Genomic DNA, 12,273 nt, shown 5'->3' with positions numbered 1-12,273 from the left:
GTGAGGGGCCGCCCCGTACCCGCCCCTGCGGCGCGACAGGACGAGGCACGGCCCCACCCCGGCAGTGGACCGGCGGACCGTCCCGACGACAAGGACGCGCCCGAGCAGACGGATCAGGCGGATCAGGCGGGTCGCATGGAGCAGGAGCAGCAGGCGCAGCACGAGCACCACGACCCGCACGACCGGGCCGGGGCGCGTGCGCTCTTCGTGGAGCTGGGCAAGCTTCCGCCGGGTTCGCCGGAGCGCGCCGAGCTGCGCAACCGGCTGGTGCGCATGCACCTGCCGCTGGTGGAGCACCTGGCCCGGCGGTTCCGCAACCGCGGCGAGCCGCTGGACGACCTCACCCAGGTCGCCACCATCGGCCTGATCAAGTCCGTCGACCGCTTCGACGTCGACCGCGGGGTGGAGTTCTCCACGTACGCCACCCCCACCGTCGTCGGCGAGATCAAGCGGCACTTCCGGGACAAGGGCTGGGCCGTGCGCGTCCCGCGGCGGCTCCAGGAGCTGCGCCTGGCGCTGACCACCGCCACCGGCGAGCTCTCCCAGCGGCACGGGCGGGCCCCGACCGTCCACGAGCTGGCCGAGCACCTGAAGATCACGGAGGAGGAGGTCCTGGAGGGCCTCGAATCCGCGAACGCCTACAGCACCCTCTCGCTCGACGTCCCCGACACCGACGACGAGTCGCCGGCCGTCGCCGACACCCTGGGCGCCGAGGACGACGCCCTGGAGGGCGTGGAGTACCGGGAGTCCCTCAAGCCGCTGCTGGAGCAGTTGCCGCCGCGCGAGAAGAAGATCCTGCTGCTGCGCTTCTTCGGGAACATGACGCAGTCGCAGATCGCCCAGGAGGTCGGCATCTCCCAGATGCACGTCTCCCGGCTGCTCGCCCGCACCCTGGCGCAGCTGCGCGACAAGCTGCTCGTCGAGGAGTGACGGCCGCCGGGCCGCGGGGCTAGCCCTCGGTGGCGGCGATGCCGAGGGCCTCGGTGGCGGCGGGGTGCACGAGGAGCACCAGCTCGGCGATCGCCGCGGCGCCCAGTGCGGCGCCCGCGGCGATCATCACGCCGCCGTTCTGCGCCATCGTCCAGGCGACCGGCAGCGCGACGAGCTGGATGATGAGGGCGGGTCCGCGGCTCCAGCGGCGGGCGTGCCACAGTCCGTAGGCCGCCGCCAGGGGCATGGCCGCCAGGGCCAGCACCGTCAGGCCGCCGGCCTCGGCCTGGCGCGGGCTGTCGGGGTTGCCGACGAGGCCGAGGACGACCATCGTGATGCCCCACGCCGCCAGCGCGGCGCCTTCCAGTGCCGCGACCGCGGCGGCCGCCGCGAGGCGGCGCGTACGGCCCGGGCGCACCGGGTTCTCCTTGCCACTCACCCCAGCAGGGTAGCCGCCCGGCTCCACCGGGAGTACGGGGCGGTACCGCCCGGTAGGTACCCTGGCGGTCATGCGCGCTCTCCTCGTGGTCAATCCCGCCGCCACCACCACCAGCGCCCGTACCCGCGACGTGCTCGCGCACGCGCTGGCCAGCGACCTGAAGCTGGAGGTGGCCGCCACCGAGTACCGGGGCCATGCGCGCGACCTCGCACGGCAGGCCGCCGAGGGCGGCGAGATCGAGCTCGTCGTGGCCCTGGGCGGCGACGGCACCGTCAACGAGGTCGTCAACGGGCTGCTGCACAACGGCCCCGACCCGGAGGGGCTGCCGAAGCTCGCCGTGGTGCCCGGAGGCTCCACCAATGTCTTCGCGCGCGCCCTCGGCCTGCCCAACGACCCCGTGGAGGCGACCGGCGCCCTGCTGGACGCGCTGCGCGAGGGCAGCTCGCGGACGGTCGGCCTGGGCCGGGTGAGCGGCACGCCGGGCACGGCGGACGAGGGCGTGCCGGCGCGCTGGTTCACCTTCTGCGCCGGCCTCGGTTTCGACGCGGGCGTCGTCGGCCGGGTCGAACAGCAGCGGGAGCTCGGCAAGCGTTCGACACACGCGCTCTACATACGGCAGATGCTCCGGCAGTTCCTCGCCGAGCCCTCCCGCCGCGGCGGGTCGATCACGCTGGAGCAGCCGGGCGAGGACCCGGTCACCGGCCTGGCGATCGCCATAGTCTGCAACACCGCCCCCTGGACCTACCTGGGCAATCGCCCGGTCTACGCGTCACCGCGGGCATCCTTCGACACCGCCCTGGACGTGCTCGGGCTGTCCCGTCTGTCGACCACCGCGGTGACCCGCATCGCCACCCAGCTGCTGCGGTCGACCCCCGAACGGGGGCCGCACGGCAAGCACGCGACCTCGCTGCACGACCTGACGGACTTCACCTTGCATTCGCAGGCGCCACTGCCGTTCCAGGTGGACGGAGACCACCTGGGACTGCGAATCAGCGCAACCTTCTCAGGCGTACGCCGTGCACTGCGTGTGATTGTGTAAGCAGAAGGACATAAAGTCCTTCCACTCGAACGTTTAGGCTGCCCTGCACCCCATGGAAGTACGGCTGTGACCGAGCCGACACCGAGGAATCAAAAAAAAGTTTCCGGAAGGGGTTGTATCCGCAGCCCAGGTTTGCGAGTCTCTTCTTGGCGATCGGGACAGCCGCTCTTCGGGCGTCCTCAGTAGCCGGAATCCTCACCACACCCCCGCGGGACCGCACCCAGGAGACTGGGCGATGTCCCGTGTCGTGTCTGGGGATTCGTGAAAGCGTTCACATTCACAAGCAACGTGCAAGCAATACAAGGAGATGGAGCAGCCATGGACTGGCGTCACAACGCCGTTTGCCGCGAAGAAGACCCTGAGCTCTTCTTCCCTATCGGCAACACCGGTCCTGCGCTGCTGCAGATCGAGGAAGCCAAGGCCGTCTGCCGCCGCTGCCCCGTCATGGAGCAGTGCCTGCAGTGGGCGCTCGAGACCGGCCAGGACGCCGGCGTGTGGGGTGGCCTCAGCGAGGACGAGCGTCGCGCAATGAAGCGCCGCGCCGCCCGCAACCGCGCCCGCAACGCCAGCGCCTGACGCACTCGCTTACCCCCGAGCCGCAGCGCGCAGCACCTCCGAACCGCGCAGCATCGCGACGCAAAAAGCCCCGGCAGCTCGCCCGAGCAGCCGGGGCTTTCGCGTTCCTTGCGGCCGGTCGCGCGACGGGCGTTCAGCTCTCCAGGGAGAGTTCCAGCACCACCTTCGTGCCGCGCTCCTCGGCCGGGACCATGTCGAAGGTGCCGCCCAACTCCCCCACCACCAGGGTCCGTACGATCTGCAGACCGAGGTTGCCCGCCCGCTGCGGATCGAAGCCCTCGGGCAGCCCGCGGCCGTCGTCGCGCACCGCGATCGCCAGCTTCCCCTGGCGCCGCTCCGCCGAGACCTCGACCGAGCCCTGCTCGGTGGGACCGAATCCGTGCTCCAGGGCGTTCTGCAGCAGCTCGGTGAGGACCATCGCCAGCGGGGTGGCGACGTCCGCGCTGAGGATGCCGAAGCGGCCGGCGCGCCGGGTGGTGACCCGACCGGGTGAGATCTCGGCGACCATGGCCAGCACGCGGTCGGCGATCTCGTCGAACTCGACGCGCTCGTCCAGGTTCTGCGACAGGGTCTCGTGCACGATCGCGATCGAGCCGACCCGCCGCACCGCCTCCTCCAGCGCCTCACGCCCCTGGTCGGAGTCCATCCGGCGGGCCTGCAGCCGCAGCAGGGCGGCGACCGTCTGGAGGTTGTTCTTCACCCGGTGGTGGATCTCCCGGATCGTGGCGTCCTTGGTGATCAGCTCCCGCTCGCGGCGGCGCAGTTCGGTGACGTCGCGCAGCAGCACCAGCGAGCCGCTGCGGACGCCCTTGGGGCTCAGCGGGATGGCGCGCAGCTGGATGACCCCGCCGTTGCCCTCGATCTCCGTCTCGCGCGGCGCCTTCCCGCTGGCGACGGTCACGAGCGCCTCGTGGCTCTTGCCGCGCGAGGGGGCCAGCTCGGCGGTGGCGGCCCCCAGGTGGTGGCCGACGAGGTCGGCGGCCTGGCCGAGGCGGTGGTAGGCGGAGAGCGCGTTGGGACTGGCGTACTGGACGATGCCCTCGGCGTCGAGGCGGATCAGTCCGTCGCCGACGCGCGGCGACGCGTCCATGTCGACCTGCTCGGACGGGAACGGGAAAGTGCCCGCCGCGATCATCTGTGCCAGGTCGGACGCGCTCTGCAGATAGGTGAGCTCCAGCCGGCTCGGGGTGCGCACGGTGAGCAGATTGGTGTTGCGCGCGATCACCCCGAGGACCCGCCCGGCCCGGCGCACGGGGATCGACTCGACCCGTACCGGCACCTCCTCGCGCCACTCGGGGTCGCCCTCCCGCACGATCCGGCCCTCGTCGAGCGCCGCGTCCAGCATCGGGCGGCGGCCGCGCGGGACGAGATGGCCGACCATGTCGTCCTGGTAGGAGGTGGGCCCGGTGTTGGGACGCATCTGCGCGACGGAGACATAGCGCGTGCCGTCGCTGGTGGGGACCCACAGAACGAGATCGGCGAAGGAGAGGTCCGAGAGCAATTGCCACTCCGACACCAGCAGATGGAGCCACTCGAGATCGGAATCGTCGAGGTCGGTGTGCTGGCGTACGAGATCGTTCATGGAGGGCACGCAAATGAGCGTACCCGCGCTCATGGCAAGCGCTGACATCCAGTCCCCCACAAAGGCCTTCGAGCCCCTATGATCTGACTGCGTCAGCTTATGGACAACGGATAATGGTCTAGTCCAGAATTGACGTGAACAACTGAACTTCCGCCCTTCCCGCACAGAAGGGTGGAGCGAGGCCGGGGCGCTCTCTGCCCTGACTGCGCCAGGCCTCACGAGTCGGCCCTAGCGGGCCGCGGGACCGCACAGCCCGCGTGCCACGGCGCCGACAGCAGCTCCGGGCTGCGGTGCTGGACGGGTTGAGGGTCCCGTTCCGGCGCCGCGGCCCGAAGTGGTTTCCGGCGCCCTTCGCGCCTTCGCCTCCCCCGGCTTCCCGCTGTCCGCGCGCCGCCTCCACGGTCGCCCCGGGTATGTCAGACGGCGCGGCTTCACAGCTTTGACGTTCGGCGCCGGCCCGGCACGTGAAAAGCCCGTGGACGCGGCGGGCGGGAGGATTCCCCCACCCTCCGCGCCCACGGGCCGGGGCGCGGGACGGGACGGCGTCAGTGCGTCTCGGTCACCTTCGCCAGGGCGCGCGGCGCGTCCGGGTCCTGGCCGCGGGCGATCGTGACCTCGTAGGCCAGCATCTGCAGCGGCAGGATCTCCAGGATCGGCTGGACCTCCTCGGCCACCTCCGCGGTCGGCAGCACGAAGCCGGCGGAGGCGGCCTCCACGGACGCCTGGTTGCCGATCACGACGAGGTCGGCGCCCCGGCCGCGGAGCCGGTCGAGGACCGGCTGCAGTGCCTGGCCGCCCTTGCCCTCGGTGACGATGGCGATCACCGGCGAGACGTTGTCGACCATGGCCAGCGGACCGTGCAGGAGGTCGGCGCCGGAGAAGGACAGAGCCGGGATGTAGCTGGTCTCCATCAGCTTCAGCGCGGCCTCCTTCGCGGTCGGGTAGCCGTAGCCCCGCGAGGTGAGCACCAGGCGCTCGGCGAAGCGGTAGCGGCCGGCGAGCGCCTTGACCTCGTCACGGCGGGCGAGGATCTGCTCGGCCAGCTCGGGGAGGATCTTGGCGGCGTTGCCGTCGCCGCCGCGCAGGCCCTCGACGAAGAGGTAGAGGGCGAGGAGCTCGGCCGTGTACGTCTTGGTCGCCGGGAGCGCCTTCTCCGGTCCCGCGAGCACGTCGATGTGGAACTCGGAGACCTCGGCCAGCGGCGAGTCGGCGTTGTTGGTGACCGCCAGGGTGATCGCGCCGGCCTCCCGGGCGGCGCGGGTGGAGGCCACCAGGTCCGGAGAGCCGCCGGACTGGCTGACGGTGATGACCAGGCAGTCGGTGAGGTCCGGGCGGGCGCCGTAGGCGGTCGTGGTGGACATGGAGGTCAGGCCCGCCGGCTTGCCGAGCAGCACCTCGATCAAGTACTTCGCGTACAGCGCCGCGTTGTCGGAGGTGCCGCGCGCGGTGAGCAGGACGAAGCGCGGCCCGCGCGCGGCGATCTGCTCGGCGATCTCGCGGATGCGCGGCGCGCCCTCCTCGAGGATGCGGCGCAGCACGGCGGGCTGCTCGGCCATCTCGCCGGACATGATCCGGCCCGGCATCGGGGGCTGCTGGGTCGGAGTCGGGGCGGACATTCTGGAAGCCTCCAGGTCGGTCTCTGGAACGGGTGGCGCCTCCGGGGCGGTCAGGCGTCGGCGTCCTTGCCGACGATGACCTCCGCGGCCGCTCGCCCGCACACGCGGGCCGCGCCGTGGGTCGCGATGTGCAGCGCGCCGGAGGGCGGAGCCTGGGGGACGCCCATCTCCACCACCGCCGTGTCCGGCCGGGCGGCGAGCAGGGCACCCAGCGCCTCGGCCATCCACGGGTGACGGTGCACGTCACGGACCACTGCGACGATCCTACGGTTCGCCGCGGACCGGAGCACATTTGCGGTCAAAGCATCGCCCTGGCGGAAGGTGCCGGTCACCGTCCCGGGCAGGAGCCGGTCCAGTTCGGCGGCCACCCCCCACGGCGTCTCGGCGCCGACCGCGATGTTGGCGACCGGGGTGAACGCGGCGACGTAGGGCGCCTCGGCGATCGGCAGGTACTCCTCGGTCCGGGTCACGCGCAGCGCGCGCCGAGCCGCCGTGAGGCCGATTTCGGGGTCCGGCGCGGGGCCGGCGGCGGAGCCGGCCGCGCCCCTGGTCCAGGCGGCCAGTGCCCGCACCCGGGCGGCCGCGTCGGCGAGCCGCCCGCGGGGAAGTTCGCCGGCGCGCACCGCGTCGACGATGGCGTCCCGCAGCGCGACCACGGTCTCCTCGTCGGCGAGGCCGCCGCCGACGCAGATGGCGTCGGCGCCGGCCGCGATCGCCATCACCGTGCCGCGCTCGACGCCGTAGGTGTCGGCGATGGCGCGCATCTCGATGCCGTCGGTGACGATGAGGCCGTCGTATCCGAGCCCGTCGCGCAGCAGCCCGGTCAGGACGGCGGGGCTGAGCGTGCCCGGGCGGTCCGGGTCGAGGGCCGGGACGAGGATGTGCGCACTCATCACGGCCTTGGTCCCGGCGGCCAGGGCGGCGCGGAACGGGACCAGTTCGCGGGAGTGCAGGGTGTCCGGGTCCACGTCCACCTTGGGCAGGGCGTGGTGGGAGTCGACGGAGGTGTCGCCGTGCCCGGGGAAGTGCTTGGTGCAGGCGGCCACGCCCGCGGACTGCAGCCCCTCGACGTAGGCGGCGGTGTGCCGCGCGACGAGCAGCGGCTCGGAGCCGAAGGACCGCACCCCGATGACCGGGTTGTTCGGGTCGGAGTTGACGTCGGCGGAGGGCGCCCAGTTGAGGTTGACCCCGCAGGCGGCCAGCCGGCGGCCCAGCTCGGCGGCGACGTCGCGGGTCAGGGCGGTGTCGTCGACCGCGCCGAGTGCGAGGTTGCCGGGGAAGGAGGAGCCGGTGCGTGCCTCCAGCCGGGTCACGTCGCCGCCCTCCTCGTCGGCGGCGATCAGCACCTCGGGCCGCACGGCGCGCAGCTGCGCGGTGAGCGCGGCGAGTTGCCCGGGCGACTCGATGTTGCGGGCGAACAGCGCCACGGAGCCCAGGCCCTCGGCGAGCCGGCGCAGCAGCCACTCGGGGGCGGTGGTGCCGTGGAAGCCCGGCTGCAGGACGGCCAGGGCGTCCCGCGCGAGGTCCTCGGCGTCCGCGGTGCCGTCGGGGATCTGACTCAAGGTCTCGGTCATCCCTTCACCGCCCCGGCGGTCAGGCCGGCGGCGACCTTGCGCTGCACGATCAGGAAGAAGATCACCACAGGAACGCCCATCATCGTCGAACCCGCCATCATCGGCGCGTAGTCCGTGCCGCGCGAGGTGACGAAGTTGCCCAGCCAGACGGTGGCCGTCTGGTGCTCCTGGCTCATGATGAGCATCGCGTAGAGGTACTCGTTCCAGGCCTGGATGAGCGCGTAGATCGAGGTGGCCACGAGGCCGGGGGCGAGCAGCGGCAGCACGATCCGGAGGAACGCGCCCATGCGCGTGCAGCCGTCGACCATCGCCGACTCCTCCAGTTCCTTGGGGATGTTGACGATGAAGCCGCGCAGCGTCCAGACCGTGAAGGGCAGGATGAAGGTCAGGTACGTGATGACCAGACCGGAGAGCCTGTCGATCTGGTCGATCTGGTTGAGCAGCAGGAAGACCGGGATGATCATCGCGACCAGCGGCACCATCTGGACGGCGAGGATCGCGACGATGACCGCCTTGCGGCCGCGGAAGACGAACCGCGAGATGGCCAGCGCCGCCAGCAGCCCGATGATCAGGCCGAGGCCCACCGTCGAGCCGGAGACGATGAGGCTGCGTCCGACCGAGCCCCAGAAGTCGCCGATGTCGAGGGCGTCGGAGAAGTTCTGGAAGGACAGGCTGGTCGGGAAGAACTTGGGGTTCGGGTCGATGGCGTCCTTGGCCGGCTTGAACGCCGTGTTCAGCATCCAGTAGACCGGGAAGCCGGTGACCACCACGACCAGCAGGCCGAGCAGGTTGTAGACGGTGCGTCCCTTGCGGCGCGGGCGCCGGCCGACGCGGCGGGCCGGGGAGGCGGGCGGGGCCGCCGGGGCGGGGGCGGTGTCGAGCACGGTCGTCACTCCACCTCTCCGATCTTCAGCATCTGGCGCATGTAGACGGCCATCACGCCGAGGAGCAGCAGCACGGTGATGACGGCGATGGCCGCGCCCGCGTCGTAGTCGTTGGCGACGAAGGCCTGGTCGTACGAGTAGGTGGTGAGCACCTGGTAGTCGGGCTCGGGGTGGCCGTCGCGCATGAGGAAGACCTGCGGGAAGACGCCCATGTCCCAGATGACCGACAGCGTGGTCAGCATGACGATCAGCGGCTTGAGCACCGGAAGGGTGACGTGCCGGAAGACCTTGACCGGGCCGGCGCCGTCCATGCGGGCGGCCTCCTCCAGCTCCTTGGGCACCTGGGTGAGGCCGGCGTGCAGGGTGATGGCGATGAAGGGGATGGCGCCCCAGACCACCATCAGGGTGATGACGAGGAAGCCCTGACGGGTGTCGGTGAACCAGTTGTGACCGCTGAAGTCGACCCCGGGCAGCCGGCTCAGCAGCCAGTTGAGGACGCCGTAGTCGCTGTCGAACATCCACTTGAAGACGGTGATGGCGACGACGATGGGCATCGCCCAGCTCGCCACCAGCGCGATGTTGATCAGCGTCTTCATCCAGGGCGAGACCCGCTGCAGCAGCAGCGCCACCGCCATCCCGAGGACGAGGGTGAGCAGCACCGCCGCGACGGTGAAGAGCAGAGTGCGCAGGACGACGGCCCAGAATTCCGAATCGCCGAGCACGTGGGTGTAGTTGGCGAATCCCTGCCAGTCGCCGGGCAGTCCCTGCCAGAGCTCGGCCTGCCCGTACTGCTTGAAGGACAGGGTGACCAGCCGGACCAGCGGGTACCCGAGGACCAGCACCAGAACGCCGATGGTCGGTGCGAGCAGGGCCCAGGGAAGCGCGGCCCCGCCCAGTCGGCGCGGCTTGCGGCCCGGTCCCGCCGGCGGCCGCGCGAGCGGCACCTTGTCGAGCGGTGTGTCAACGGCACTCATCATGTGCTCCTCGGCTACTCCAGTCCCTGGCGTTCGCGCACCGGGGCCGGCCGCCCGTGGGCGGCCGGCCGGCGTCGATCACTGTGCTGCCCCGGCCACCGGTCAGCCGGCGTTGATCACCGCGTTGATCTGGTCGTCGGCGGACTTCGTCGCGTCCTCGATGGACGCCTTGCCGACGGCGATGTCGTTGAGCATGTTCTGCAGGATCTGCTTCTTCTCCACCTGCAGCCAGCCCGGCGCGGTCGGGACGAACCAGGTGTTCTCGTTGGCGCGGGCCGAGGCGGCCGTGGCCGGGTCGTCCTTCAGCGGCGCGAGCAGGGACTTGGCGTTGGGCAGGTTGCCCTTGGAGATCAGGACCTTCTGGGCGGCCGTGTCGGTGAAGTCGTTGATCCAGTCGGCGGCGAGGTCCTGCGCGCCGGACTTGGCGGGGATGACCAGGTCGGAGCCGCCGATGAAGTTCGGCAGCAGGTCGCCGTTCGGGCCGGGCAGCGCGAAGGTCTCCAGGTTGTCCTTGAGCTTGCCGGTCTTGTCGGTCTTCGGGTCGGCGGCCGCGCCGCCCTCCCAGCTGGCGCCGTAGATGAGCGCGGACTTGCCCTGGCCGTAGACGATGTAACGGTCGGACTCGTCCTTGTTCTTGTCGCCGTGGAAGTACTTGTCGAGGACGCCCTTCCAGGTCTTCAGGCCCTCGATGGACTTGGGGTCGGACAGCGAGGCGGTCCACTTGCCGCCGTCCTCCTTGGCGACGTCGCCGCCGGCGTCCTTGACGAAGGCCAGCGCGGTGTACCAGTCACGGCTGGGCTGGTACCAGGCGGAGAACTTGTCGCCGTTCTTCTTCTGGATCTTGTCGAGCGCGTCGGTCAGCTCGGCCCAGGTGGTCGGGGCCTTGGTGACACCGGCCGCCTTGGCGACGTCCTTGCGCCAGGTGCCGACGCGGGCGCCGGCGTAGTAAGGCACGCCGTAGGTCTTGCCGTTGTACGTGACCGAGCCCTCCAGGGCGTCCAGCCAGTCACCGGAGTTCTCGAACTTGCTCTTGTCGATCGGGGCGAACGCGCCCTTGACCAGGTAGCCGAGCGTCTCGGTGTTGCCCATCTCGACCACGTCCGGCACCTTCTTGGTGGCGAGCACGGCGTCGAGCTTCTGGTTCTTGGCGGTCCACTCGTAGTACTCGTGGTGGATCTTCACGCCCTTGTGCGCGGCCGTGAAGGCGTCGTCCGCCTGCTTCACCAGCTCGGGCCAGTTCTTCTGTGCGTCGACCGTCAGCCAGACGGTGATCTCCTTGGGCGCGGCGGCCTTGTCGGAGCCCTTGTCGTCCGAACCGCAGGCCGCAACGCCGGCGACCATGACTGCGACACCGATCGCCGCGATCAGCTTGCGCTTCACAACACCCTCCCCAGGGCAGTGAGTACCAAGTGGTGTAGACCAGTGCCCGAAGCTTGGCCTAGACCTTTGGGGGTGTCAAGGGTGTATAAGAGCACCGGTCGCGTCCGTTACCGGACCGACATCTGGGCCCGTAACGCGATTTGGGCCCTGGCCGTGCCACGATGTGAGCCGCGAATGACGGAGGAGCCGGTGACGGCAGCACGACAGCACACGGGAGCAGGGGCGATGGACAGCGACGGCGAGGCCGGTAACGCGGTAACGGAGTCCGCGGAGCCCGCGGCGACCGCGGCCGGACGAACCGCCCGGGTGCCCAAGTACTACGGGCTCAAGCGCCATCTGCTGGAACTGACGCAGACGATGCCGCCCGGCTCGCCGGTACCCCCGGAGCGCACCCTGGCGGCGGAGTTCGACACCTCCCGCACCACCGTGCGCCAGGCCCTGCAGGAACTGGTCGTCGAGGGACGGCTGGAGCGCATCCAGGGCAAGGGCACCTTCGTCGCCAAGCCGAAGGTCTCCCAGGCGCTGCAACTCACCTCGTACACCGAGGACATGCGCGCCCAGGGCCTGGAGCCCACCTCGCAGCTGCTGGACATCGGCTACATCACCGCCGACGACCGGCTGGCCGAACTGCTCGACATGAAGGCCGGCGGGCGCGTCCTGCGCATCGAACGGCTGCGGCTGGCCAACGGCGAGCCGATGGCGATCGAGACCACCCACCTGTCGGCCAAGCGCTTCCCCGCGCTGCGCCGCAGCCTGGCCAAGTACTCCTCCCTGTACACCGCGCTCGCCGAGGTCTACGACGTAAGTCCGGCCGAGGCGGAGGAGACCATCGAGACCTCGCTGGCCACACCGCGCGAGGCCGGGCTGCTCGGCACCGACGTGGGCCTGCCGATGCTGCTGCTGTCCCGGCACTCCCTCGACACCGACGGGCAGCCGGTGGAGTGGGTGCGCTCGGTCTACCGCGGTGACCGCTACAAGTTCGTGGCGCGGCTGCGGCGGCCGTAATCCCGGGAGGATGCCGGGAAGTTCCCGGATGGTTCCCGTCTGGTTCCAGCCCGTCGAGATCGTTTCCATACCGCAATACGAACGGGTAGTGACGTGCGCCGGTGCCTGACCTAGATTTCGTGCGCATTACACAGGAGTGAGATCAGGACGGAGCCGCAGCAATGTCCGAGCAACCAACCGGAACTCCGGTCCGGCCGCCGGTGGTCACCCCCACCCGTGTGATCGCCGGCGTCTGCCTCGTCATCCCGTTCGTCGCGATGCTCTGGGTCGGCTC

11 protein-coding genes are annotated in these 12,273 nt (G+C 70.7%); 4 read left to right on the top strand and 7 right to left on the bottom strand.

Going from position 1 to position 12,273, the window contains the following annotated elements:
• Nucleotides 1–930 carry an RNA polymerase sigma factor SigF gene (locus PV364_RS39110; RefSeq protein WP_401977137.1) on the top strand — a complete coding sequence of 310 codons (930 nt, stop codon included), beginning with the start codon at nucleotides 1–3 and terminating at the stop codon, nucleotides 928–930.
• A gap of 19 nt (nucleotides 931–949) precedes the next feature.
• Here the strand turns inward: PV364_RS39110 and PV364_RS39105 are convergent, their stop codons facing one another.
• Complete coding sequence (locus tag PV364_RS39105; RefSeq protein ID WP_319665703.1) at nucleotides 950–1,369, bottom strand: hypothetical protein; 420 nt, start codon at nucleotides 1,367–1,369, stop codon at nucleotides 950–952.
• Nucleotides 1,370–1,439: 70 nt separating this feature from the next.
• Here PV364_RS39105 and PV364_RS39100 point away from each other — a divergent pair, with 70 nt between their 5' ends.
• The gene (locus tag PV364_RS39100; protein WP_319665702.1) at nucleotides 1,440–2,408 is read left to right on the top strand and encodes a diacylglycerol/lipid kinase family protein; all 969 of its coding nucleotides are present in this window, start codon (nucleotides 1,440–1,442) and stop codon (nucleotides 2,406–2,408) included.
• Nucleotides 2,409–2,726: 318 nt separating this feature from the next.
• The gene (locus PV364_RS39095) at nucleotides 2,727–2,984 is read left to right on the top strand and encodes a WhiB family transcriptional regulator (RefSeq protein ID WP_018563321.1); all 258 of its coding nucleotides are present in this window, start codon (nucleotides 2,727–2,729) and stop codon (nucleotides 2,982–2,984) included.
• 133 nt (nucleotides 2,985–3,117) lie between these two features.
• Here PV364_RS39095 and PV364_RS39090 read toward each other — a convergent pair whose 3' ends face one another.
• The 6 genes from PV364_RS39090 to PV364_RS39065 form a co-directional block, all read right to left on the bottom strand.
• Nucleotides 3,118–4,566 (bottom strand): sensor histidine kinase, encoded by a 1,449-nt coding sequence (locus PV364_RS39090; protein ID WP_319665738.1) that lies wholly within the window; start codon nucleotides 4,564–4,566, stop codon nucleotides 3,118–3,120.
• A 545-nt stretch (nucleotides 4,567–5,111) separates the two neighbouring features.
• The gene (locus PV364_RS39085) at nucleotides 5,112–6,182 is read right to left on the bottom strand and encodes an SIS domain-containing protein (RefSeq protein WP_319665701.1); all 1,071 of its coding nucleotides are present in this window, start codon (nucleotides 6,180–6,182) and stop codon (nucleotides 5,112–5,114) included.
• Nucleotides 6,183–6,232: 50 nt separating this feature from the next.
• Nucleotides 6,233–7,756, bottom strand: coding sequence for a glycoside hydrolase family 3 protein (locus PV364_RS39080; protein WP_319665700.1), 1,524 nt, complete (start codon nucleotides 7,754–7,756; stop codon nucleotides 6,233–6,235).
• Entirely contained in the window at nucleotides 7,753–8,640 is an 888-nt protein-coding gene (locus PV364_RS39075) for a carbohydrate ABC transporter permease (RefSeq protein ID WP_401977136.1), read from the bottom strand. Before PV364_RS39075 ends, PV364_RS39080 begins: the two co-directional genes overlap by 4 nt.
• A gap of 5 nt (nucleotides 8,641–8,645) precedes the next feature.
• Nucleotides 8,646–9,614 (bottom strand): sugar ABC transporter permease, encoded by a 969-nt coding sequence (locus tag PV364_RS39070; RefSeq protein WP_319665699.1) that lies wholly within the window; start codon nucleotides 9,612–9,614, stop codon nucleotides 8,646–8,648.
• 102 nt (nucleotides 9,615–9,716) lie between these two features.
• On the bottom strand, nucleotides 9,717–10,994 hold the full coding sequence (locus PV364_RS39065; protein WP_319665698.1) for an extracellular solute-binding protein: 1,278 nt from the start codon (nucleotides 10,992–10,994) through the stop codon (nucleotides 9,717–9,719).
• A 225-nt stretch (nucleotides 10,995–11,219) separates the two neighbouring features.
• On the opposite strand from PV364_RS39065, the gene PV364_RS39060 reads away from it, so the two are divergent.
• On the top strand, nucleotides 11,220–11,999 hold the full coding sequence (locus PV364_RS39060) for a GntR family transcriptional regulator (RefSeq protein ID WP_319665736.1): 780 nt from the start codon (nucleotides 11,220–11,222) through the stop codon (nucleotides 11,997–11,999).
• Nucleotides 12,000–12,273 lie beyond the last annotated feature (274 nt).

Origin of the sequence: Streptomyces sp. MI02-7b (genome assembly GCF_033793585.1) — a bacterium.
Lineage (GTDB): Bacteria > Actinomycetota > Actinomycetes > Streptomycetales > Streptomycetaceae > Actinacidiphila.
The sequence above is the reverse complement of the archived record's forward strand: the minus strand, read 5'-3'. Positions and strand labels throughout refer to the sequence as shown.